Here is a 22,245-nt window from a genome sequence, read left to right on the forward strand (position 1 = left end):
TTCACCCACTTGCTGATAGATGGATGAGCCAATGGACTATGTCGAAGATGTGCGACCCGTTTCGGCTCCAGTGATCGAAGTGAGCCGTTCACGCGAGCGGCTTGCCGCAATGGCCAAGGGGAAAGCGGGGGAGGTGCTGGACATCTCGGTGATCGGCGACAGCTACAGCGCCGGGCAGGACTTTTACTTGAATGACTTCACTCAACACCTGGCGAAAGAGTTTGGTTTCGCCGGGCCTGGCTATGTCGGGTTTAATCACGGCGCTGCACTCGGTGGTTCGAATTTCAAATACACCCGCAGCAACAAGAAGTACTTCGGAGGGGATTGGGACGTTTCCAGTCTTGGCCAGGCAAGTCCGGACAGCCGCACGGTTTCCGGGCAACCGGGTGCTTATCTTGAAGTGGATTCCAGCGAAACGGCCGTCATCAATACCTCCATTGCCCAAGCCAAGTTGCTTTACCTGGGCGATGGCAAAACCAGTGAGATGCGCTATCGGTGGTCACCTTCGGACGCCTGGCATCCTTTGACGATGACGGGCTCAGGGGTTCAGGAAGTGCAACTAAGCGTTCCCGACACTGCTGAATGGGCGTTAAGGCTCGAAGTGGTGAAAGGTGCGCCGACGTTGTTTGGTCTGTGGCTGGCTAACAATCATGGCGGTGTCAGGGTCTCTAAACTCGCGGCTTCCGGCGCCGCCTCAGGTGACTTTTACAAGAGCGACCGCCAATGGCAAAACCAATGGAAGGCTGTTGTTTCCAGGATACCGGCGGACGTTTACCTGATCATGTTAGGCGGTAACGACCAAGGGTTTGGCGTAAAGCCCAGGGACTACCTGGAGAACATGAAAGGGTTGGTGCGGATGATTCGCGAAGTTCATCCGGTGGCGAGCATCAACGTGATCCTGCGTCAGGACACAACGCGCTCCAGCGCCTATCCGATGACGGAATACGCCCAGGTGCTTGAACCGTGGGCGCGTTCGGAACGCATCGGGTATTCGAGTTTGCAGTGCGCGTTTGGTCCGGACTTTAAACGCTACGCCAATGACGGGCCGACACCCATGATCGGCCCGGACAAAATACACCCGATCCCGGGCTCGGGCGGTCGGCTTATCGCTGATTACGTGTATCGGCTGATTGTTGGTGGTGTCAGTGAGTGCGGTTCCGCTTTGAAGTAATCATTCACCGTTCAAAGTGTTCCAGATGGCTCAGCAGCTCTGCGGTTTTCAGAGGCATCAAGTCAGGATCACGTCGGCTTTCAACAGTGATGACGATTGCCGGGTCGCTGTAACGGACGCGAACCCGGAATCGCCAATCGTTGAATATCACTTTAAGCCCGTCGCGCTCATCGAAGTCCAGAGCCTGGTGAGCGTACAGGCTTTTCAGGTGCTCCAGGAGCGCAAAGGGGTCCTTGATCGGGCGATGGATATCGCCTGAAGAGGGGAACACCCCGATACGCTCAACCAACAAGGTTGTGCCAAACCAGGCAGCCGAGGTGGACGATAACGACGGGGTTTTTGACAGCCAGGCCATCACCCCGAAGTTGCTCGTTTTGTGTTCGATGTCTACCGAGCGTTTTGCAGTGGTCATAGTGGCCTGCCTGGGTGAATGAGTCTGGTTAAAGACCGTTGAGATAAAGCTGCTCATAGCAAAAGTTGGTGGCGTCGATATAACCTTCCGCACCACCGCAATCAAAGCGCAGGCCTTCGAACTTGTAGGCCAGCACGCAGCCGTTCTGCGCCTGCTTCATCAGTGCGTCGGTGATCTGGATTTCGCCGCCCTTGCCCGGCTGGGTGTCGGCGATCAGATCAAAAATATCGGGGGTCAGAATGTAGCGGCCAATGATTGCCAGGTTGGACGGAGCGTCTTCGGGCGCCGGCTTCTCGACCATGCTGTTGACCCGGTAGATGCCTTCGGAAATCAGCTCGCCGGCGATCACGCCGTATTTGTGAGTCTGATCCCGGGGCACTTCCTGAATGGCGACGATCGAGCAGCGGAATTTTTTGTAGAGCTTGATCATCTGCGCCAGTACGCCGTCACCTTGCAGGTTCAGGCACAAGTCATCCGCCAGCACCACGGCAAAAGGTTCGTCGCCGATCAAGGGACGACCGCTGAGAATCGCATGCCCCAGGCCCTTCATTTCGACCTGGCGGGTGTAGGCGAACGTGCAGGTTTCAATCAGCTCCCGCGTGCCGGCCAGAAACTTTTCTTTCTCGGTGCCGCGAATCTGGTGTTCCAGTTCATAGCTGATATCGAAATGGTCTTCCAGTGCACGTTTGCCCCGGCCGGTCACAATCGCCATGTGCTGCAAACCAGCGTCCCGTGCCTCTTCAACGGCGTACTGAATCAAAGGCTTGTTGACGATCGGCAGCATCTCTTTCGGCATTGCTTTGGTAGCAGGCAAGAAACGCGTGCCGTAGCCGGCGGCGGGGAACAAGCATTTACGAATCATAGATATATCCTGGAAAGTCATTGTCCACAGCCAGACAGAAAACAGTGTCGGGAATGGCGGCGAGTTTTGAAGTATTACTGAGGTTGTACTTTAATACCTGAGTGGGGGTTTATTGGCAATTATCAGTGGGTGCAGAGTTGGGTAAATGTTATTAGTTGTCGGGCTGGGCGGTCTTTAGTTAGTTTTAGTCGGTGTCCATTAATAGTGTTGGTTGTTATGAAGTGCTAATAAGTGTTTGGCGCCTATTCGTTATGTGTGCATCAAACATCGCATGTAATCGAGCACTTCAATACCCCACTATGGACCGCTCTATGAAGATTCTGGTAACGGGGGGAGCCGGTTATATCGGTTCTCACACCACACTTGCGCTGCTTGAAGCGGGCTTCGACGTGGTGGTGCTGGACAACCTTTGCAACAGCACTGACGCGTCGCTGCACGCCATTGAAGCCATCTGCGGCAAAACCGCGTTGATGATTCGCGGGGATGTGTGCGACCGGGCATTGCTGGACCGGATTTTTCAGGAGCATTGCATCGATGCCGTCCTGCATTTTGCCGGGCTCAAAGCCGTAGGCGAGAGCGTGCGCAAGCCACTTGAGTATTACGAAGCCAACGTCAGCGGGAGCATTACGCTGTGCCAGGCGATGGCCGCGGCCGGTGTGTTCCGCCTGGTGTTCAGTTCTTCGGCCACGGTGTACGGCGCGCCGGAGCAGATGCCGATTCGTGAAGATTTTCCTACAGGCACACCGACCAATCCTTACGGACAATCCAAGCTGTTCATCGAAAACGTGCTGCAGGATCTGTGTGCGGCAGAGCCGCGCTGGAGCATCGCGCTGCTGCGCTATTTCAACCCGATCGGCGCTCATGCCAGTGGGCATATGGGGGAAGACCCTAGCGGAATTCCCAATAACCTGGTGCCTTACATCAGCCAGGTTGCCGTCGGTAGCCTGCAGGAACTATCGATATTTGGTGACGATTACCCCACCGTCGATGGCACCGGCGTGCGCGACTACATCCACGTGGTGGATCTGGCGGACGGGCATCTCAAGGCATTGCAGTCGATTTCGTCACGCACGGGAATCAACATCTGGAACCTCGGCACGGGCGAAGGCTACAGCGTTCTCGAGGTACTGCGAGCATTCGAGCAGGCTTCCGGACGGTCAGTGCCTTATCGCGTGATGCCGCGACGTTCGGGCGATGTCGCCGAGTGTTGGGCCGATCCCTCCAAAGCGGCGAAGGAGCTTGGCTGGAAGGCCACGCGGAGTTTGCAGGAGATGATGACGGACACTTGGCGTTGGCAATCGAACCATCCCAGGGGCTACCTCGAATAAGGCTTGAAGGGCCTTCAGTTCCCGGTTTTTTCTGCTGAACTGTTATATCAGGACGCGATGTTAATTATGGTCGGGAAAATTGACTGGAAACCCATGTCGCAAGTCCGTAGATATAAAGAACACGCAGGAAGGAGTTTGATATGAAAAAGATGATGGTAATTGCCGCGCTGTCCATGATGAGCAGTGGGGCGTTCGCGGTAGAAGCACCGCTCACACTGGATACAAAAGTGCTGGGTGATGTAACGGCGGCACAAGCTGCACTGGCCAGCACTGCGTTGGTTGCCGGCGCGGTGGCAGCCTCTAACAGCGGTGGAAGTTCCAATGGCGGAACAACCGGAAGTACCGGGACTACTGGCACTACCGGGACCACCGGCACAAACTGAGAAATACCGCAGGTGTCACACAAGATTGCCCGGCTAACACTGGGCGATCTTGTTTTGGGTTTGCCCTTGAATAGCGTAGTGCCATTATGATTCGTAGTGTTCCTTTTTTAATGCTGGCAAGTATTGCTTTGCAAGGTTGTATGTTTTCGCCGGGGCAACATATGAGCACCAGCGATATCACGCGCGAAGGCGCCAGTGAAAACAGTCGGGTCGAGCTTATTCCGATTACCCCCAAGCTCATCGCCATGGACAGGGCCACTCAGACACATGAGTCATTGCCTCCGGAATTGCTGACCACTCCCGACGAATACCGCATCGGCAACAACGATGTCTTGTACATCACGGTATGGGATCACCCCGAGCTGACCGCCCCTTCAGGCGCGCAACAGCAGATCGATGCAAACGGTCGTCTGGTTCGTTCCGATGGCACGCTTTATTACCCCTACATCAAAGAAGTCCAGGCGGCCGGGAAGACCATCCAGCAACTGCGATCTGATATTGCCGAGAAGTTGTCGACCTTCATCTCCGACCCGCAAGTGGACGTTGCCGTGCTGCGCTTTGCCAGCCAGAAAGTGGTGGTGTCGGGCGCTGTATTGAAAGCAGGCCCACAAGCGATTTCCACCAATCCGCTCAATGTGGTTGAAGCCTTGGGTTCGGCCGGTGTTGACCCGCTTAACGCCGATTTATCCGGGTTGCTGTTGACGCGAAATGGACGCAGCTATCCGCTGAATCTCGATGGGCTCAATCAGCAGAATGCCGAGTTGCAGAAGGTCTACCTTCGAGGCGGCGATCAGTTGTATTTGCCGTACAACGACAGCAAAAAGATCTACGTGATGGGTGAGGTCAATCAGCCGCGTGCGTTGACGTTCAAGACCCGCACCATGAATCTTTCTGACGTCATTGGCTCGGTCGGCGGATTGAACCAGACCACCTCCAACGGCAACGCCGTGTACGTCATTCGCGGTGTGGAAAACCTCGATGTAGAACCCGCCAAAATCTATCAGCTGCAAGCCGAGTCGCCGTCCGCCATGGCGCTCGCCACTCACTTCGATGTTCGTCCCCAGGACATTGTTTACGTAGGCCCTGCCAACGTTACCCGCTGGAACCGCTTCATCAGCCAATTGGTGCCATCGGCCTCGATTCTCGGCATGGGCGCCGCGGCACAAAACAACTTAAGTGAAGCCAACAGCAGATAAGGTCTGGTCCCACTGTGAGAACGTTGAAAGTTAGCGTCTGCGTGATGGCGGGCTTGCTGTTGTGTGGATGTAATCCGCTGATGAAGGCCACGCTGGCCAACTTCAAAGCCGTGGCCACCGGGCCCGACGAACTGGAGTTGACCCCGGCGCAAGTGGCCGAAGTTCAGTATCCGCAACTCAAGCTGTCCACTCCTTCCGGCGAAGGGGTGTTGGCGATGGTGCGTGAGCGAGGCGACTTGCAGTACTGGGTCGCGTCCGGCAAGCAAGTGCTGTTGCTGCGCGACGGCCTGGCGGTTCGCACCGTCGGACTGGGCTTCGAAGGTGACCTGGACGGGACCCGCATCGAAGACGATTCGCCGTTCAAGCAAGGCCTTCACCGGCTGCCCGATGGCTACACCAGCCAGCGCTGGATCGATCTCTATCGCGGTTACGAAGTGGGTGTGGCCGTGCGCAGTCGCTTCAGCCGAAAACCCATGGAAACCATCAGGATCCTGGACAAGGAATACGCCGTGCTGCGTGTCGATGAGCAGATAGAGGCACCGGCCATTGGCCTGCGCGCGACCAATCATTATTGGGTCGATCCGGCCAACGGTTTCATCCTCCAGAGTGAACAGCAACTGACGGGGCAGCTCAGGGTGAAAGTCGTGCAGTTGACCTCTGAACGCAGGGCCGTCCGTTGAAGTTTCCCAAGGTGTTGTGGACGTGCCTGTTGTTGATGTCCGGCGGTGCGAATGCGGCCGTCAACGTCAGTGGTGATGTGCGCAATCCGGGGGCGGTCGAACTGCAACCCGGGGGCCGCGTGCTGGACGTGATGCGTTCGGCGTTACCCAATCCTGAAAGCTACTGGCTGGCGGCCGCCTGGCTGCGGCAACCTTTGATTGAGGAGCAGACTCGGCTCAAAGCCGGGGTCTTGTTCGATTTGAAGGTGCTGCAACGCACCGCATTGCTCTTCGATCGCCCGAGCCGGGCGGCATTGGCGTTGCGGTTGTACGAGCAGGTCAGCCGATTGCCGGTCACCGGGCGCCAGGTGGCCGTGCTGGATCCGGTCGCGGTCGAGGTCGGGTTCGCCCGCAACTTCCGCCTCGATGACGGCGACAGCCTGATCTACCCGATGCGTTCCGATGTGGTGGAAGTGTTGGGCGCTGTCGCCGAGCCGTGCCGACTCGCCTATCGCCCGCTGCAAGAGGCCCGCGATTACCTGCAAGGGTGTTCGCCGCTGACCGATGCCGACGTCGATTACCTCTGGATCGTTCAGCCCGATGGCATCACCCGCCGGGTCGGCATTGCGCCGTGGAATCGCGAAAGCGGGCAGGTGCCTGCCGCCGGCAGCAAAATCCTGGTCCCTGTCAAAACCGATGATCTTAATCCGCCTATACCTGAACTGAATCAGCAGTTGGCCGAATTTCTTGCCACGCAACTGGCTGAGGTGGTTCCTTGAATTTACGTTTTGCTGCAGTGCTGTTGTTGCCGTGTGGTTTGGCTCACGCAGAGCCGCGATTGACTCAAAATGACTTCGGCGGCGTGGGCTTGATGCAGACGCCGACGGCCCGAATGGCCCCGGCCGGCGAGTTGAGTGTGAATGCCAGTCGAACCGACCCCTATACCCGCTACAGCGTTTCATTGCAGCCCTATGAATGGCTGGAAGGTTCGTTTCGCTACACCGCGATCACCAACCGCCGGTATGGCCCCGAGTCGTTGAGCGGCGACCAGAGTTACAAGGACAAAGCCGTCGACCTCAAGGTCCGCCTGTGGCAAGAAAGCCACTGGGCGCCTGAACTGGCGCTGGGCTTTCGCGACATCGGCGGTACCGGCCTGTTCTCCAGCGAATTCCTGGTCGCCAACAAACGCTATGACGACTTTGATTTCAGCGCCGGTATTGCCTGGGGATACATCGGCAATCGAGGCGATTTCGACAACCCGTTGGGTTGGGCAAGTGATCGTTTCAAGACCCGGCCAGACGGCGAGGGCACCGGTGACGTCAACACCAATGCCTATTTCCGGGGGCGACCTTCATTGTTTGGTGGCGTGACCTACCAGACACCGTGGGACCCGCTCAGCCTGAAGCTCGAGTACGAAGGCAACGACTACAAACACGAGCCGAAAGACAATGCCATCAAGCAAGACTCGCCGATCAACATCGGCGCGGTGTTCAAGCTGACCGATTCGGTGGATCTCAGCGCAGGTTGGGAGCGCGGCAATACCGCGATGTTCGGCATCACCCTGCACACCAACTTCGTTAGCCGCAAGACACCGGCCAAGACTTATGACCCGCCAGCGGAGCGTCTGCCGGCACACGCACCCGCCACCCCGCCGGATCAGGTCAACTGGGCCAACGTGTCGCAACGCCTGCGGAAAAATGCCGGCTATAAAGTCGAGCGCATCACTCAGCGCGGTCCCGAGTTGTTTGTGTACGGTGAGCAGACGAATTATTTCCATTCGGCAAAAGCTGTCGGCCGTGCCAGCCGGATTCTGGACAACAGCGTCAACGACGATATCGACTGGTTCACCCTGGTGAACAAGCGCTACGACATGCCGCTGGAAGAAACCAGTGTGCCGCGCGAGACCTTTCGCGAAGTGGTCAATAACGAGGAGCCGCTGCAAACGTTGCACCGCACGACCGAGGTCAACGGGGCGATGCCCCACAACGAAACCACGCTATTTACCGCGGCGCGCGATCCGTTCAACTACGGCATCGGGCTGGGCTACAAACAGAACGTCGGCGGCCCTGATGGTTTGCTCTATCAGTTGAGTGCCGATGCGGACGCCGAGTATCGCTTCACGCGCAACACCTGGTGGAGCGGCCTGCTCAGCGCCAACCTGGTGAACAACTACGACAACTTTACCTACGACGCACCGAGTGGCTTGCCCCGGGTGCGGACGGACCTGCGCAAGTACCTGACAACCTCTGACGTCACCATGCCCACGTTCCAGCTCACCCATGCCGAACAGTTGGATAAAGACCTGTATGGCATGGTCTACGGCGGCTATCTGGAGTCGATGTTTGCCGGGGTTGGTGGTGAAGTGCTGTTTCGTCCGGTGGGCCAGCGCTGGTCAGTGGGCGCAGACCTGAACTACGTGCGTCAGCGCGAGTTCAACCAGGGTTTTGGCCTGCGTGATTACTCGACCGTGACCGGCCACATCACCGGTTATACCGACTTGCCTTTCGATACTCAGGCAGCCGTCAGCGTCGGCCGCTATCTGGCGCGGGATTGGGGTGCCACGGTCGACTTGTCCCGGGAGTTCCGCAATGGTGTGCGATTTGGTGCCTGGGCCACGCTTACTACGGCGACAAAAGCGGAATACGGCGAAGGCAGTTTCGACAAAGGCATCTACATCTCCATTCCGTTCGACGAGCTGATGAGCATGTCGACCATGCGTCGCGCCAACATCGTGTGGTCGCCGCTGACTCGGGACGGTGGTGCTCGGCTCAATCGCAGCTACTGGCTGCACTCGATGACCGATAGCCGTGACAGCGACTTGTTCTACCGTAACTTCGACAAGATCACTGAGTGAAGGCGGGCGGTCTACAGGGTGTCAGCCAGCTGGCTCGGAAACACGTGTTCCCCTGTAGGAGCTGTCGAGTGAAACGAGGCTGCGATCTTTTGATCTTGATCTTTTTGGCATCGCTGAAGATCAAGATCAAGATCAAAAGATCGCAGCCTCGTTTCACTCGACAGCTCCTGCAAGGGAATGTATGCGATCACGAAAAAGGGGACTTTCGTCCCCTTTTCGTTTTGCGGTTTCTGACTTCTAAGCCATCAGTAGATGTCTTTTGACAGCAAGGTGAAGGGCGTCTTTACCAGGATCTTCAAGTCCAGCCACAACGACCAGTTGTTGATGTAGCTAAGGTCGATCTCAACGCGTTTCTGCATTTTGTCGAGCGTGTCGGTCTCGCCGCGGCAACCGTTGATTTGAGCCAGTCCGGTAATCCCCGGTTTGATTCGGTGACGCGCCATGTAGGCGAGAATTTTTCCGGAGTAGTAATCATTGTGCGCAACAGCGTGGGGGCGTGGCCCGACCAGGGCCATATGGCCTTGCAGCACGTTGAACAGTTGCGGCAGTTCATCGAGCGAAGTGCGACGGATAAAGCGTCCGACCGGAGTGATCCGCGAATCGTTACGGCTGGCTTGCTTGACCTCTAAATCATCGTGCACGCGCATCGAGCGGAACTTCCAGACCTGAATTACCTTGCCATTCCAGCCGTGACGGTCCTGTTTAAAGAACACCGGGCCCGGGGAGTTGAGTTTAACGGCCAAAGCAATCAGCAAAAGCAGCGGGCTCAGAAGAACAATGGCAAACAGCGCCACGCTCTTTTCCAGCAGGCTTTTACTCAGTGCAGCGGTCGGCTGACTGGTCAACGGGCTTTCATTCAAGTAGATCGCCGGCAAGCCGTCCACGACCCTTACCGAGTGATTGAGCAGCGTCAGGCTGTTCAAGTCCGGCACCCAGACCACGTCTACGTTGGCACCCAGCAAATCGATATACATCGCTTCGATTTTTGCCGCTTCACCCAGCGGCAGCGTGATGTACAAACGTCGGATGTCATGGGCCTTGATCAACTCCAGCAGGTGCTCCTGCGGACCTACGATCGGTGGCGAACCCATCGCCAGCGGGAGCGTGGTGTCGGTGCTGACCAACCCGACCAGCGGGAAGTGTTCAAGGCTGCGCAGCTTCCTGGCGAGCCCCAATGCCAACTCGCCGGTGCCGACGATCAGGGTTTTATGCTCGCTTTGAAGTGAGCGTTGATAGTATTGCGAGAATCCGTGCAGCGGAACGTACAACAGTGCCTGCCCGATGTAACCGCAGGCTGCCCATACCAGGATCAGTTGACGGGAAAACAATTCATCGGCCTTGCAGATGAACGCCACACTGGCCAAAGCCGCGAGGGTCATTGTCCAGCCCATCAGCAACCGTCCCAATCCCTCCAGGTAGTTATCTTTCTTCGCATAGACGCCACACCATGTATAGGCGGGCACCGAAGCGAGTACAGCAAGAATTGCGCACACTCGATAATAAAACTCTACCGTTCCAGTCTGGTAATAAACCAATAGAAACAACAGGGCAACAACAAAGCCCTGACCCAGTGCCCATTGTCCCCAGAAGGTCAATCCTTTGAGGTGGGTATTTCGATTGATACGAAGATTGTTAACCATGCGATATCCCCAAAATACGTCCATTCGCGCGTCGACAGACAACAGCCAAGTTGATGTGATAAATATTATTATTGTTATAAGAGGGCGAAACTTTGACGGGCGAAACGCCACTGTGCGGCGCGCTCGTCAGTGAATAGATTAAGTTATTGAACTGAAAGCTGTCTGACGACTTTTAACGAGTGGTTTGTTCATCTGACGGTTATGTTGGGGGGGGCGGTGTGTTAGAAATAGTCGATGTTATAAGTTGGTCTGGTGGGAGGTGCGGGGGGATTTATTTGAGGGGAGGGGAGGCGCTGGAGGGTGAAATGGGTGGGTGCTTTTGTTGTTTTTGTATGCACTACCATCGTGGTCATTTCATTGGCTCAGGTGAGGCTTTTCCCCCGTATGATTTTTTGGATCAGGCAATAGCCGCGATTTCTGACCGCTCGGAAAAGACGTTCGCCATTACTGGCATTTTTAAACTTTTCCTGTAGCCGGCTCAGGCACATTTCCAGGCCCCGATAATGTTCGGGTTCTCTGCCAATGCTCCGAATAAGATCATCTTTACTGACTACCCGGTCATCATGGTGCAGCATCTTCTTGACCAGTGTGGCCTCCAGGCCAGTCAAGACAATCTCGACGTCATCTTTAATCAAAGCGCCATTGACATTGCTCAGTCGCCAGGCTTCGGAATAAGGATAGTGGGGGCTGGTCGCCACGTCGAAGTGTGAATCACGGGTGTCATCCCGGTCGTCATTTGCCAATGAGGAGATATTCTTGAGCCGAGTATCGGACTGAGCCGCACGCCACTCGGATTCGAATGTCGAGAGTATGCGCTGTGTATCATGTTTGATAACAGGAGGGACAATCCTGTCCAGGTGAGGGGAGATAAACTCCATTAGTTTAGGGGCGGAAGAGGGTAGGGCAACACCTTCGACAAACATCTTTGCCTGCGACGTACCGAATGAGTTATATCGCTCACTCGACAGTAATGCCTCAAGCTCAAGTTGTAATGCCGGGCTATGAGTAACTACGACAAAATATTTTCTGGGGAGGGGTGTACTGCTTTCCATGTCTCTCTCCTGAAGGGGCACACTCGGTTATTAGTTTAATAGGATGTCGGCAGGGGAGTAATGGCTCCCTTGAAAGTAATCAAAAGGTAACGCGCGTGCCAGTATATGGCTAGCAGCATGCTCGACTCTGTCGGCTATGAAGGCGACTTTAGTGGTATGAGACAGCATGGTCATGCGTTCGTGGAGTCGATTGAATAAATCGGGGTTGCCCGTCAGTTTAAGGCTCAAGTCTAGGGCTGAAAGGGGAATCTTTATATAGTCGAAAAGATTCAGGGTTGTAAATATTTCGATACTTTCATTTTCGATGTTATAGCCATCGAACGCAATTTCTACGCCGTGATCTTTCAACAGGTATACGTTGTTGAGGATTTTCTTTTTATCAATAAAGCTGACCGCCGAAAGGGGTAACTCATTGAACGCGATAACCAGTGTCTGGCCAAAATCGCGGAGGGCGTCGCTGGACTGTATCAACTCTTCCGTAAGGGCTGAGTCGGCGAGATCTGATTGTCCAACGCAAACGAATCGACGACTTAAGTATTTGTTTTCATTAGAGATATTATGATCTTTTAGCGAAAAGGCAATCAGCCGGGTCTGCATGAGAACTTCACTGTAGATGCCGTTCATCTCTTGCGCAGGCGCATAGGATGCATGAGCCTGACTGTCGTCAAACTGGATTCTGATCTCGCTGCCAAACGGGCAGTCGTCGCGAGTGAGGATCAATTGTCGAGACAGATAATGACTCGCACGATAGATGTGTGACGCGCTCATCGTAGCGTTCATATTGCAAAAACTCCCTGCATTTTAATCATCAGGCGGTCGAGATCAGACCCCTGACAAGACGATATCCATGCCCACGAATACTTTGAATGGCGTTGGTGCCATACATGCCTTTTATCTTTCCGCGCAGACGGCTGATTGATTTTTCCAAGGCTCTAGGGTCATAAAAAGTAATATTCAGACCCATGATTCTGGCAATTTCATCATGGCTCAATATTTGGTTTCTTGTTTCGGAGAATGCTTCGAGAATTTTCATTTCCGGAAACGATACGTCGAGCTTTTTATAGTCTCCAATCAGGCACATACGCGTCGGGTCCAAGAGCAAATTGTGCTGCTTGTGCCATTCTGCACTGTTGAAAAACTCCGAAAGCACGTCCGGGTTTTCTTCAGGGGGCGTACTGAATTTAATACAATGGTCGGCGCCAGCAAGATAATATTTCATCTTGTTGTAGGTGCCTTTACCGGTGATGGCTATGAAAATAATAAGGGCCTGGTTGTCGGCTCGCATATTTTCCACAAGGGCGAGACTTTCATCAAACGCCTGAGGGCTGTCAATGACAATGAATACTGCACGGTATGAGTGGGAGTCCTTGTTTTTTTTAAACGAGTTGTTGTAACACATCGTATCAACGGGTATATCATGCGCTACATAACTTGCAACTAATGTCCTGAAACCCTCAGCTAAACTATGGGTCCGCCCAATGGTGAGAATACCTGTCACCTCCTTTGTGTGGCTGTGGCTGGTATTCGTTAATTTCCCTGTAAGCATCATGCTTTGACTCGGCTGGGTGCTGACATTTGGATGTTAAAGCACCGATTCTCATTTGTGACTGACAATTGGTAACATTTCCCCGGTTTTTCTAGCAGGCGCCACAATTTTTTTAACATTGCTGCCAATCTGACGAGATCCTTTGTGCTACCTGCGCTTCGTTCGCGCAGTGGCAAAGGAGTATCATTGTGCCATCTTTTCGCTCGATGTCCCGCTTTTCCAGTTCAATAAGCATGACCTCGGTGGCTAGAGCGTCCGTAGTTGAATTCGTTAAATAGGTGTTATGGATTGCCGTAACTGGTCTGCTTTATGTGCTGTTTTGGGTCTGTCGTTTGTTTTGAACTAGCTGATATGGGTTGTTATATAACGCTCAAGTTGATGGTGCGGTCATGGACATTTACTAACGTTGAGTTTTAATGCCCGGCTAAATGCGTTTTACTGGCGCGTTGGCGATAAAATAGAAGTTCGTCAGCGGATTTGCTTTTGTCGATGAGGGGGATTAATGGATTTTTGGACTACCGTAACGGTATTGATTTTAGGCATGGTGGAAGGGCTGACAGAGTTCTTGCCCATCTCCAGTACAGGGCACCAGATCATTGTTGCGGACCTGCTTGACTTCGGCGGTGAGCGAGCGATGGCCTTCAACATCATCATTCAACTGGGCGCCATCCTGGCCGTCGTCTGGGAGTTTCGACGCAAGATTCTCGAGATCATCACTGGCCTGCCAACCCAACGCAATGCACAACGTTTTACCTTGAACTTGTTGATCGGTTTTATGCCGGCAGTTGTTCTGGGCGTATTGTTCGCCGATAAGATCCATGAGTATCTGTTCAACCCGATTACCGTGGCGATTGCATTGGTTGTGGGCGGCATCATCATGTTGTGGGCTGAGCAACGGGAACATGTGGTGTATGTCGACCATGTCGACGACATGCGCTGGTCCGACGCGTTAAAGGTCGGTTTCGCTCAATGCCTGGCGATGATACCGGGCACCTCGCGCTCTGGATCGACCATTATCGGCGGGTTGCTGTTTGGACTGTCGCGCAAGGCGGCGACCGAGTTCTCGTTCTTCCTGGCCATGCCGACCATGGTCGGTGCCGCCGTCTACTCCGGTTACAAATATCGCGATCTGTTCCAGGCCGGCGACCTGCCAGTCTTCGCCTTGGGCTTCGTCACCGCGTTCTTCTTCGCCATGATCGCCGTGCGCGGTTTGCTCAAGTTTATTGCCAGCCATAGCTACGCCGCATTCGCCTGGTACCGAATTGCATTCGGTCTGGTGATTCTGGCCACATGGGCATTCGGTTGGGTTAACTGGACTGAAGCAGCAGCGCTCTGACACTTGAACCAGGCTGAAGACCCACCAGCCTGGTGTTTATAAAGATAAAACTGATTAACGCCCTTCAAGCAACTCCGCCGCCTGATCCAGCAACGCCAAAGGCTCTTTAGCCTTGTGAATATCCACCGACAGCAACTGCCGAAACTTGCGCGCCCCCGGAAAACCGGTACCCAGCCCCAGCACATGCCGGGTGATATGGTGCATCGAACCGCCCGCATCAATATGCGCCGCTATATAAGGCCGCAACTGCGCCAGCGCCTCCGCCCGAGTGATCACAGGCGCCGTACTGCCGAACAACTGCTGATCCACCTCAGCCATCACATAAGGATTGTGATACGCCTCACGGCCCAGCATAACGCCGTCGAACGTCTGCAAATGCGCGTGACAGGCTTCCATCGTCTTGATCCCGCCATTGAGAATAATCTCCAACTCCGGAAAATCCGCCTTCAACCGCGCCGCCACGTCATAACGCAGAGGCGGAATGTCACGGTTCTCCTTCGGCGACAACCCCTCCAGAATCGCAATCCGCGCATGCACCGTAAAGCTCGTGCACCCGGCATCCCGAACCGTGCCGACGAAATCACACAACTCCTCGTAACTGTCCCGCCCATTAATCCCGATCCGATGCTTCACCGTCACCGGAATCGACACCGCATCGCGCATCGCCTTCACACAATCCGCCACCAACTGCGGATGCCCCATCAGGCACGCACCAATCATATTGTTCTGCACCCGATCACTCGGGCAGCCGACATTCAGATTCACCTCGTCATAACCGTGGTCCTGAGCCATGCGGGCGCAGGCGGCCAGGTCCAACGGAACACTGCCGCCGAGTTGCAGGGCGAGCGGGTGTTCGGCTTCGTTGTGACGGAGGAACCGTTCGTGATCGCCGTTGAGGAGCGCGCCGGTGGTGACCATTTCAGTGTAGAGGAGGGCGTTTTTCGACAATAAGCGTAGGAAGAAGCGGCAGTGGCGATCGGTCCAATCCATCATCGGGGCGACGGAGAAGCGGCGAGAGAGCGGGGCGGGTGTGGCGTTGGATACGGACATTAGGGATCTGGAATCGGTGAGGCTGGGAGGTGCGGGGAGTTTATCAGGAATGGGCTTTTGAGGTTGAGGCTAGTCTGACTGGGGTGGCATTGCGGTAGAAGAGAGCGCCCTTTTTTACATCAAAAACCGCTATCGCTGAACCAATCCTGTCGCCCAGCCAAGTTTCATGATGTCTGATGAATTGTCGTCCTAGGATAAAAAGCAACGGTCATACCACCCATGCTTCCACCCCCCCCCAGGAACCTGAAAAATGATCTCAAACCTCTTAAAAGTCGTGATGATCACCAGCGCTTTGCTGTTAACCGCCTGCTCAGGCGTCAGCACCAGCACCAGCACCAGCACCTGTTTTTCAGAAGGCTGCCAATCATTCGACGGTCATGGCGCCAACAAGCTAAACCTTGGCGGAAGCGCGATCGGTAGCAGTTTCAGCGAGTACAGCTCGGGGTTGCTGCACGACGATTAGGTGTGACGCCCCGGCGGAAGCTGTTTCCGCCGGGGCGTGGTTGTGGCGTTTATTTGGGCGAGGGCGCGGCAATCCACTGGCTCAGGACTTTCTGGTAGTTGCCGGTCACCTTGGCCAGGTGCAGCCATTGGTCGACATACAACTTCCAGGTCATATCGTCACGGGGCAGTAGATAGGCCTTCTCACCGTACTGCATAAACTGGCTCGGGTTAACCGCACACAACCCGGGTTTAAGTTTCTGCTGGTACAACGCTTCCGACGCATCGGTAATCATCACGTCAGCCTTCTTATCCAGCAGTTCTTGAAAGATCGTCACGTTGTCGTGAAGGCTCAGTTGCGCCTTGGGCAGAAACGCGTGAACAAACGCTTCGTTAGTGCCGCCGGCCGGTTCGACCAAACGAACCGCAGGCTGGTTGATCTGTTCGACGGTCTGGTACAACGCCTGATCTTCGCAGCGCACTAACGGGATCTTGCCGTCGACATCCAGTGTTGTACTGAAGAACGCTTTTTTCTGGCGTTCCAGCGTGACCGATATCCCGCCAACGCCGATGTCGCACTTGCCTGCCAGCATGTCGGGCATCAGGGTTTTCCAGGTGGTCTGCACCCATTCGACCTTCACGCCGAGGCTGTCGGCCAGTGAGCGGGCCATGGCGATGTCGATTCCTGAGTATTCGCCGTCTTCGGCTTTGAAGGTATAGGGTTTGTAGTCGCCTGTTGTGCAAACGCGTAGTTGGCCTTGCTGGATGATGTTGTCCAGATGCGATGGCTCTGCCTGCGCGGCAAATGATAGGGCGAGCAGGCCACCGAGCATGAAGGTGCTTTTCAGGGTTTTCATTGTTATCCGGCTTCCATAATGGATTTGATCAGTTCTCGGCGCAGCGCTTAGAGCGCAGCGGTCCCCAATGGAAAATAAACACTAAACACCGTCCCACCCTCCAGGCTCGAACTTACCGAAACATCCCCGCCATGGGCCTTGGCGATTTCCCTGACGATAAACAACCCCAGCCCCACGCTGCGGACATCACTGTCCGTCTCGGTGCCGCGAGTCATCGGTTCAAACAGAATCGCCATCAATGACTCGGGAATAACCGGCCCGTGGTTTTGTACCGACACAACAGCCTGATCATCTTCCAGTTGCGAAGTAATAGTAATCGGCTGCTGCAAGTCGCCATAAGCCACGCTATTGGCGACCAGGTTGCCAATGATTTGCTGCACCCGGTCAGCGTCCAGATAAGCGATGCCGGTGCCGATGGACTGGTGCAGCAATGTCGCCTCGGGGAATGCTACACGCAGTTCATCAACGCTGTGGCAGACGAAGGAATGCAGGTCCAGCGACGTAAGAGAAATCCCGATGCCGCGTCCGACTCTGGCCAGGGCGAAGTCGAGCAGGTCGGCGATCATGCGCTCCGCCCGTTCCGCCGATTGGCTGATGTGGCCGAGCATCTTGGTTTCTTTGGCGGTGCGTTGTCCTCGGGCGAGGATGTCGGAGGCCATTTTGATCGCGGTCAGCGGATTTTTCAGGTCGTGGCTGACGATAGCGACCATTTGTTCGGCGAAAGAGGCGCGGCGTTTGGCTTTTTCGTAGGCCCGGTTCAGTTGGGTCTGGGCCTCGAGAAGGGCGGTGTCGGCGGCGGTTTTTTTGGACAGCAGGTCCTCGGCGAGTTTTCGGGCGTTGAGCAGTTCGCGCTCGTACTTGTCGCGGTCGGTGGTGCCGAACAGCGCCAGTTCATAAAACGCACCGCTGGCGTACTCGCGTCTTACGCCGTTGAGCAGCATGGTGACGATCCGTTTGTCGTGATGAACCAGATCGAGTTTCACCTCGGCCACGGAGCCTTGCATTTGCATCAGCGGTGCCCAGTGGGTTTGATGAAAAATGCGCCCGCCCATGGTCAGCAGGTCTTGAAAGCGTCGGCCGATCAACGCTTGGGAATCGAAGCCGATCCAGTTGCTGAAGGTCTGATTGCTGCGCAGGATCGTGCCGTCTTCTTTCGTCACCACCAGGCCGCAAGGCGCACCGTCGAATAGCGTCTGCGGGTCGGGCAGTGACGGGTCATCGGTCGACATCGGCACCCACCCACAGCGACAGGAAGCTGTCCATGGCTTCGGAGCAGGCACTCGGCGCGCTCATGTGCGGGCAATGGCCGACGTTGGCCACCAGGCAGAGCGTGCTGTTGGGGAGTGCGGCATGCAGGTATTCACCCACGACGATCGGGGCGATGAGGTCGTCGGTGGATTGCAGAATCAGGGTCGGCGTGGCCAGGCCCGCGACGTCTTTGCGGTTGTCCGACATGAACGTGACCCGCGCAAATTGCTTGGCGATGTCGGGTTCGGTGCGGCAGAAACTGTTGGTGAGTTCTTCGCCGAGCGCCGGTTGCCCTGGTGCGCCCATGATCACCGGGGCCATCGTGCTGGACCAGCCGAGGTAGTTGCTGTCGAGGGTGTCGAGCAGAGAGTGGATGTCTTCGAGTTTGAATCCGCCCACGTAGTCGTCGGAATCGATGTAGCAGGGTGAAGGACCAATCATGACGTGGGCGACGATTTTTCCGGGGGACTGACGATCCGCCAGGACACCGATCATGGCGCTGACGGAGTGACCCACCAGAATCACCGGGCCGGTGGCGAACTGATCGATGATTTCGCCCAGGTCCTGGGCATATCCGGCCAGTGAATCGTATTTTTCTTTGTCGTAGGCAGTGAGATCCGACTGCCCGGCGCCGACCAGGTCATACAAAACGACTTTGAAACGACCCGTAAAGTTGTCGACAAGATAGCGCCACATGGTTTGGTCGCAACCGAAGCCATGGGAGAAGATCAGCGTTGCCGGACCGTCGCCCATCACTTTTGCGTTGTTGCGATGTTGAAGGTCCATGCGTGTCTTCCCGGGCGGGCCAAATGTATTTTTTGGCATCCGTGGGAGTTTAGATAGTCGCAGGCATCAGGTCACGCGTTGCTCTATAGAAAGAGGGCGCCCTGATGAGACGCCCTCTGTTAATTGCAGACCGCTTCACGCGATGTTCATTTGCGCACAGTCGTCTTGGAGGCCGACGCCACGGTGCCGCTGCCACAATTGATGTACGAAGATGATTTCAGCCAACGCTGATCCGGATAGTAAGAAAACAACAGCTGCCCATCTTTCATCGAATCAATCAGCCGACGAGCAACCGCCGGTCTCACCGCCGGGCAACCGAGGCTTCTGCCAATCCGCCCGTTTGCACGGGCCAGGACCGGACTCACATACGGCGCGCCATGAATCACGATGGCGCGGTCAAAGGCGTTGTCGTTGAAACCCGGCTCCAGGCCTTCCATGCGCAACGAGTAGCCGTTCTGCCCGACATAACTTGACTGTGTGCGGTACAGGCCGAGACTGGTGGCGAAGCTTTCGTTTTGATTGGAGAAGTTGACAGCCATGTTCTCGCCGCTGTTTCGACCGTGAGCGACCAGTTCATGAAACAGCAACTTGCGCTTCTTTAAATCGAACACCCAGAGGCGCTGTTCGGTCGAAGGCAGGGAATAGTCGATGACCGCGAGCCTTTGGACAGGCGCTTTACCTTGGGCGATGCTGCATTGCGAGGCGCGAACGGCGAGGTTGATGACGTTGGCGTTAGCTTTCGGAGCCGCTTTGATGAGGGCGGCCGCGAGGGAATCGGCGTAGGCTGACGGTACGGACATTGCAGTCAGTAGCAGGGCCGAAAGTAGATAGCCAATACGTAGTGGCGCCATATAGATGTCTCATCATGTTAAGTTCGAGTCTAGCAGTGCGATGGCAGCCAGGCGTTGAATGCGGGAGATTAAGGATTATTCATGGTGCTTTTAACAAGGTTATTCGTCATAAGCCGCGTATTTTTTATGGGCTTTCTGATAAGCGGCACGGCGTTCGCGGAAACTTCGCCGATTGAGCCTGTAAACGCGCCTAACTCCGTTGTCGAAGCCGCAGCGGACGATAACGTCGGTCAAGCGATCCAGGCCTCGCTTGAGCCGCTGAAAACTGCATTTCCGCCGTTGCTCACTGCACCCCGCAATCGGCGGGTGGATGTCAGCCGTCTGGTCATGGATTTTTATACCCACCGTGCCTATCGCGCGGCGTGGACGAATGACAGCGATGTCGCGCAATTGATCGCCAGCCTGAATGCGACCGAGGCCGATGGCTTGACCCCGGCGGACTTTCATATCGATGAATTGGTCCGGTCGCAGACCACGATGCAAGCCACGCCGGTCACACCCGAGCAGCGGGCGGCTTTCGATATGGCGACCACGCATACGTTTATCACCGCGTTGCTGCAACTGCGTCGCGGCAAGGTTGATCCTTCGCGACTCGATATTCACTGGAACTTTGATTCGAATGGCGTCGACCCACGTGACGACGTCAATGCCTTCTTCGCGGCGCTCGACAGTCACGACGTGGCCAAGGCGTTTGCCCAGGCGCCACCGCAAGAAGCGGTGTACGTCGGTTTGCGTCAGGCCCTGGCCCAACTGCGCGGCATCCGGGATCGGGGCGGCTGGCCGAAAGTGGTGGTCGACCACTCGCTCAAACCGGGCATGGACGAACCAGCGGTCGCGCAGTTGCGCGCGCGGATGGTCGCGGCAGGCTTTCTCGATCCACGATTGATCCACGGTACGAAGTACGACGGCGCCGTCACCGCAGCGGTGAAAAAGTATCAAAACGAGCAATACCTTGGCGCGGACGGCATGGCAGGGGCGACAACACTGGCGGCGCTGAACGTGCCCGTTGATGCGCGAATCGACCAGGTCCGGGTGAACATGGAGCGCGCGCGCTGGCTGCTCTACAAACTCCAGGGCACGTTCGTCATCGTCGATATCGCCGGCTACAAGGTGGCGATGTACCGCGATGGTCTGCCGATCTGGCGATCCCGGGTGCAGGTCGGCAAAACGGCGCGCAATACGCCAATCTTCCAGGCGCAGATTACCTACATCACGTTTAACCCGACCTGGACCGTGCCGCCGACGATCCTCAAGGAAGATATGCTGCCGAAGGTTCAGAGCAATCCCGGCTACCTTGCTGCCAATCGCATTAAGGTGCTTGATCGGGAAGGTAACGTGCTCGATCCGTCGACCGTCGACTGGACCAACCCGCGCGGCCTCACGCTGCGCCAGGATGCTGGGCCTGACAGTTCGCTCGGCCAAGTGGTGATCCGGTTTCCCAACGATTATGCGATTTACCTCCACGACACGCCGCACCGCGAGTTGTTTGCCAAAACCGTCCGTGCAACCAGCTCAGGCTGCATCCGGGTAGAGAATCCGCTGCAGCTGGTGGAATTGTTGTTCAACGACCCGGTACGCTGGAACAGCGAAGGGATTCAAAAGCAGTTGGCCAGCGGCAAGACCGAGAACATTCGGCTGCCGGTAAAAGTACCGGTGTTGCTGGCGTACTGGACGGTGGATTTGGGCAGTGACGGGCGAGTGTCGTTCAAGCCTGATGTGTATGGCTACGATGCGCCGGTGTTGCGCGCGTTGAACCGGCCTTCGCCAGTGCCTGTGATGGAGTTGCATTCGGCGGTGGTGGCGGCGGGGCCGAGCCAGCAGTAGGGGGTTGCGCTCAATTAAATAAGTCCGTCCCCATTTAATCCTGTAGGAGCTGTCGAGTGAAACGAGGCTGCGATCTTTTGATCTTGATCTTCAGTGATGCCAGAAAGATCAAGGTCAAAAGATCGCAGCCTCGTTTCACTCGACAGCTCCTACAGGGGCCGCGTTGCCAAGTCGGTCGCCCGTAACGCCTCAGATCTCCAGCCCCTCTTGCACCACCGCCAACAAGTTGCTCTCAGTCAGCGCTACCGCATCCAGTTGCTGTCCAGCCTGCTCAATCACCTGCAGCCACCAGTGCGTTTCGCCGTGTTCACCCACCGTGCGCAGGAGTGCGAACTCTTTGCTGCTGGAGTGAATCTCGACACGTCCCTCGCCATCTGTAGTGAAGCGTGCAACAGGATCAAAGGTGATGGTATGACGGTTACCTTCGATCAGCAGTTGGTCGATGGCGTAGTCGAAAGTTTCACCGTCCGGATCGCGTTCGAATACGTGAGTGGGATTACGCCGCAGGATCAAACCCACCTCGGTCACTGGCAGCAGCCACGCCCCGATCTGCTCATACAACTCGTAAACTTGGCCGGGCCAGCTGTCGATCATCTGATCCGCACTGGTAGGCCGGGTTTGTTTCAGTTTCGCCGCAAGCTCGTCTGCCTTACTCATTTCGATTCCCTGTCGTGATGTAAGAGTAATCGTAGCTCCTTCAACGCCATCCGGGCTTTGCCCTGCGTCATGTCAGCCACCCATGCGTGACA

General features: G+C 55.8%; 22 protein-coding genes. 10 read left to right on the forward strand and 12 right to left on the reverse strand.

Annotated features, from left to right (window positions below):
* Nucleotides 1–31: 31 nt before the first annotated feature.
* Nucleotides 32–1,171 (forward strand): SGNH/GDSL hydrolase family protein, encoded by a 1,140-nt coding sequence (locus tag ACA049_RS10250; protein WP_497335096.1) that lies wholly within the window; start codon nucleotides 32–34, stop codon nucleotides 1,169–1,171.
* Nucleotides 1,172–1,175: 4 nt separating this feature from the next.
* On the opposite strand, the gene ACA049_RS10255 is transcribed toward ACA049_RS10250, so the two are convergent.
* The gene (locus tag ACA049_RS10255) at nucleotides 1,176–1,583 is read right to left on the reverse strand and encodes a mannose-1-phosphate guanylyltransferase (RefSeq protein WP_497336811.1); all 408 of its coding nucleotides are present in this window, start codon (nucleotides 1,581–1,583) and stop codon (nucleotides 1,176–1,178) included.
* 28 nt (nucleotides 1,584–1,611) lie between these two features.
* Entirely contained in the window at nucleotides 1,612–2,445 is an 834-nt protein-coding gene (gene galU / locus ACA049_RS10260) for a UTP--glucose-1-phosphate uridylyltransferase GalU (protein WP_090182155.1), read from the reverse strand.
* A 311-nt stretch (nucleotides 2,446–2,756) separates the two neighbouring features.
* Here galU and galE point away from each other — a divergent pair, with 311 nt between their 5' ends.
* From galE to ACA049_RS10290, 6 genes are all read left to right on the forward strand, one after another.
* A complete protein-coding gene (gene galE / locus ACA049_RS10265; protein ID WP_497335098.1) occupies nucleotides 2,757–3,773 on the forward strand; it encodes a UDP-glucose 4-epimerase GalE in 1,017 nt (338 codons plus the stop codon).
* Between the two features lie 140 nt (nucleotides 3,774–3,913).
* Complete coding sequence (locus ACA049_RS10270) at nucleotides 3,914–4,156, forward strand: hypothetical protein (RefSeq protein WP_497335100.1); 243 nt, start codon at nucleotides 3,914–3,916, stop codon at nucleotides 4,154–4,156.
* An 86-nt stretch (nucleotides 4,157–4,242) separates the two neighbouring features.
* Nucleotides 4,243–5,352 (forward strand): polysaccharide biosynthesis/export family protein, encoded by a 1,110-nt coding sequence (locus ACA049_RS10275; RefSeq protein ID WP_497335102.1) that lies wholly within the window; start codon nucleotides 4,243–4,245, stop codon nucleotides 5,350–5,352.
* 14 nt (nucleotides 5,353–5,366) lie between these two features.
* Nucleotides 5,367–6,032 (forward strand): YjbF family lipoprotein, encoded by a 666-nt coding sequence (locus ACA049_RS10280; RefSeq protein ID WP_497335104.1) that lies wholly within the window; start codon nucleotides 5,367–5,369, stop codon nucleotides 6,030–6,032.
* 35 nt (nucleotides 6,033–6,067) lie between these two features.
* On the forward strand, nucleotides 6,068–6,790 hold the full coding sequence (locus ACA049_RS10285) for a capsule biosynthesis GfcC family protein (RefSeq protein ID WP_497336813.1): 723 nt from the start codon (nucleotides 6,068–6,070) through the stop codon (nucleotides 6,788–6,790).
* A complete protein-coding gene (locus ACA049_RS10290) occupies nucleotides 6,787–8,865 on the forward strand; it encodes a YjbH domain-containing protein (protein WP_497335106.1) in 2,079 nt (692 codons plus the stop codon). Before ACA049_RS10285 ends, ACA049_RS10290 begins: the two co-directional genes overlap by 4 nt.
* Before the next feature lie 245 nt (nucleotides 8,866–9,110).
* On the opposite strand, the gene ACA049_RS10295 is transcribed toward ACA049_RS10290, so the two are convergent.
* From ACA049_RS10295 to ACA049_RS10310, 4 genes are all read right to left on the reverse strand, one after another.
* Nucleotides 9,111–10,505, reverse strand: coding sequence for an undecaprenyl-phosphate glucose phosphotransferase (locus tag ACA049_RS10295; RefSeq protein WP_497335108.1), 1,395 nt, complete (start codon nucleotides 10,503–10,505; stop codon nucleotides 9,111–9,113).
* Nucleotides 10,506–10,867: 362 nt separating this feature from the next.
* Complete coding sequence (locus tag ACA049_RS10300) at nucleotides 10,868–11,557, reverse strand: helix-turn-helix domain-containing protein (protein ID WP_497335110.1); 690 nt, start codon at nucleotides 11,555–11,557, stop codon at nucleotides 10,868–10,870.
* A 30-nt stretch (nucleotides 11,558–11,587) separates the two neighbouring features.
* The gene (locus ACA049_RS10305) at nucleotides 11,588–12,337 is read right to left on the reverse strand and encodes an EAL domain-containing protein (RefSeq protein ID WP_497335112.1); all 750 of its coding nucleotides are present in this window, start codon (nucleotides 12,335–12,337) and stop codon (nucleotides 11,588–11,590) included.
* A gap of 28 nt (nucleotides 12,338–12,365) precedes the next feature.
* A complete protein-coding gene (locus ACA049_RS10310) occupies nucleotides 12,366–13,106 on the reverse strand; it encodes a winged helix-turn-helix domain-containing protein (protein ID WP_497335114.1) in 741 nt (246 codons plus the stop codon).
* A 499-nt stretch (nucleotides 13,107–13,605) separates the two neighbouring features.
* Between ACA049_RS10310 and ACA049_RS10315 the strand changes: the two genes are divergently transcribed.
* Nucleotides 13,606–14,439: an undecaprenyl-diphosphate phosphatase gene (locus ACA049_RS10315; protein ID WP_497335116.1), complete on the forward strand. Its 834-nt coding sequence runs from the start codon at nucleotides 13,606–13,608 to the stop codon at nucleotides 14,437–14,439.
* A gap of 54 nt (nucleotides 14,440–14,493) precedes the next feature.
* Here ACA049_RS10315 and dusA read toward each other — a convergent pair whose 3' ends face one another.
* Nucleotides 14,494–15,489 carry a tRNA dihydrouridine(20/20a) synthase DusA gene (gene dusA, locus ACA049_RS10320; protein ID WP_497335118.1) on the reverse strand — a complete coding sequence of 332 codons (996 nt, stop codon included), beginning with the start codon at nucleotides 15,487–15,489 and terminating at the stop codon, nucleotides 14,494–14,496.
* Between the two features lie 250 nt (nucleotides 15,490–15,739).
* Between dusA and ACA049_RS10325 the strand changes: the two genes are divergently transcribed.
* Nucleotides 15,740–15,952, forward strand: a complete 213-nt coding sequence (locus ACA049_RS10325) for a hypothetical protein (protein ID WP_497335120.1) — start codon at nucleotides 15,740–15,742, stop codon at nucleotides 15,950–15,952.
* A 49-nt stretch (nucleotides 15,953–16,001) separates the two neighbouring features.
* On the opposite strand, the gene ACA049_RS10330 is transcribed toward ACA049_RS10325, so the two are convergent.
* The 4 genes from ACA049_RS10330 to ACA049_RS10345 form a co-directional block, all read right to left on the reverse strand.
* A complete protein-coding gene (locus tag ACA049_RS10330; protein ID WP_497335122.1) occupies nucleotides 16,002–16,787 on the reverse strand; it encodes a transporter substrate-binding domain-containing protein in 786 nt (261 codons plus the stop codon).
* A 47-nt stretch (nucleotides 16,788–16,834) separates the two neighbouring features.
* Nucleotides 16,835–18,016, reverse strand: coding sequence for a PAS domain-containing sensor histidine kinase (locus ACA049_RS10335; RefSeq protein WP_497335124.1), 1,182 nt, complete (start codon nucleotides 18,014–18,016; stop codon nucleotides 16,835–16,837).
* The gene (locus tag ACA049_RS10340; protein ID WP_497335126.1) at nucleotides 18,003–18,821 is read right to left on the reverse strand and encodes an alpha/beta fold hydrolase; all 819 of its coding nucleotides are present in this window, start codon (nucleotides 18,819–18,821) and stop codon (nucleotides 18,003–18,005) included. The genes ACA049_RS10335 and ACA049_RS10340 overlap by 14 nt, the downstream gene beginning before the upstream one ends.
* Nucleotides 18,822–18,967: 146 nt before the next feature.
* Nucleotides 18,968–19,672, reverse strand: coding sequence for a murein L,D-transpeptidase catalytic domain family protein (locus tag ACA049_RS10345; RefSeq protein ID WP_497335128.1), 705 nt, complete (start codon nucleotides 19,670–19,672; stop codon nucleotides 18,968–18,970).
* 81 nt (nucleotides 19,673–19,753) lie between these two features.
* On the opposite strand from ACA049_RS10345, the gene ACA049_RS10350 reads away from it, so the two are divergent.
* Nucleotides 19,754–21,496: a L,D-transpeptidase family protein gene (locus ACA049_RS10350; RefSeq protein ID WP_497335130.1), complete on the forward strand. Its 1,743-nt coding sequence runs from the start codon at nucleotides 19,754–19,756 to the stop codon at nucleotides 21,494–21,496.
* Nucleotides 21,497–21,685: 189 nt separating this feature from the next.
* Here the strand turns inward: ACA049_RS10350 and ACA049_RS10355 are convergent, their stop codons facing one another.
* On the reverse strand, nucleotides 21,686–22,153 hold the full coding sequence (locus ACA049_RS10355) for a hypothetical protein (protein ID WP_497335132.1): 468 nt from the start codon (nucleotides 22,151–22,153) through the stop codon (nucleotides 21,686–21,688).
* Nucleotides 22,154–22,245 lie beyond the last annotated feature (92 nt).

The sequence above is a fragment of the Pseudomonas sp. LBUM1662 genome (assembly GCF_059695915.1).

What these genes read in the sequence shown, in the direction of transcription:
- ACA049_RS10325 (WP_497335120.1), top strand. Translation starts at nt 15,740, where the DNA reads ATGATCTCAAACCTCTTAAAAGTCGTGATGATCACCAGCGCTTTGCTG.
- ACA049_RS10270 (WP_497335100.1), top strand. Translation starts at nt 3,914, where the DNA reads ATGAAAAAGATGATGGTAATTGCCGCGCTGTCCATGATGAGCAGTGGG.
- ACA049_RS10340 (WP_497335126.1), bottom strand. Translation starts at nt 18,821, where the DNA reads ATGGACCTTCAACATCGCAACAACGCAAAAGTGATGGGCGACGGTCCG.
- ACA049_RS10315 (WP_497335116.1), top strand. Translation starts at nt 13,606, where the DNA reads ATGGATTTTTGGACTACCGTAACGGTATTGATTTTAGGCATGGTGGAA.
- ACA049_RS10250 (WP_497335096.1), top strand. Translation starts at nt 32, where the DNA reads ATGGACTATGTCGAAGATGTGCGACCCGTTTCGGCTCCAGTGATCGAA.
- ACA049_RS10275 (WP_497335102.1), top strand. Translation starts at nt 4,243, where the DNA reads ATGATTCGTAGTGTTCCTTTTTTAATGCTGGCAAGTATTGCTTTGCAA.
- ACA049_RS10305 (WP_497335112.1), bottom strand. Translation starts at nt 12,337, where the DNA reads ATGAACGCTACGATGAGCGCGTCACACATCTATCGTGCGAGTCATTAT.
- ACA049_RS10350 (WP_497335130.1), top strand. Translation starts at nt 19,754, where the DNA reads ATGGTGCTTTTAACAAGGTTATTCGTCATAAGCCGCGTATTTTTTATG.
- ACA049_RS10335 (WP_497335124.1), bottom strand. Translation starts at nt 18,016, where the DNA reads ATGTCGACCGATGACCCGTCACTGCCCGACCCGCAGACGCTATTCGAC.
- ACA049_RS10345 (WP_497335128.1), bottom strand. Translation starts at nt 19,672, where the DNA reads ATGGCGCCACTACGTATTGGCTATCTACTTTCGGCCCTGCTACTGACT.
- galE (WP_497335098.1), top strand. Translation starts at nt 2,757, where the DNA reads ATGAAGATTCTGGTAACGGGGGGAGCCGGTTATATCGGTTCTCACACC.
- ACA049_RS10295 (WP_497335108.1), bottom strand. Translation starts at nt 10,505, where the DNA reads ATGGTTAACAATCTTCGTATCAATCGAAATACCCACCTCAAAGGATTG.
- ACA049_RS10255 (WP_497336811.1), bottom strand. Translation starts at nt 1,583, where the DNA reads ATGACCACTGCAAAACGCTCGGTAGACATCGAACACAAAACGAGCAAC.
- ACA049_RS10310 (WP_497335114.1), bottom strand. Translation starts at nt 13,106, where the DNA reads ATGATGCTTACAGGGAAATTAACGAATACCAGCCACAGCCACACAAAG.
- ACA049_RS10355 (WP_497335132.1), bottom strand. Translation starts at nt 22,153, where the DNA reads ATGAGTAAGGCAGACGAGCTTGCGGCGAAACTGAAACAAACCCGGCCT.
- ACA049_RS10330 (WP_497335122.1), bottom strand. Translation starts at nt 16,787, where the DNA reads ATGAAAACCCTGAAAAGCACCTTCATGCTCGGTGGCCTGCTCGCCCTA.
- ACA049_RS10300 (WP_497335110.1), bottom strand. Translation starts at nt 11,557, where the DNA reads ATGGAAAGCAGTACACCCCTCCCCAGAAAATATTTTGTCGTAGTTACT.
- dusA (WP_497335118.1), bottom strand. Translation starts at nt 15,489, where the DNA reads ATGTCCGTATCCAACGCCACACCCGCCCCGCTCTCTCGCCGCTTCTCC.
- ACA049_RS10285 (WP_497336813.1), top strand. Translation starts at nt 6,068, where the DNA reads ATGTCCGGCGGTGCGAATGCGGCCGTCAACGTCAGTGGTGATGTGCGC.
- galU (WP_090182155.1), bottom strand. Translation starts at nt 2,445, where the DNA reads ATGATTCGTAAATGCTTGTTCCCCGCCGCCGGCTACGGCACGCGTTTC.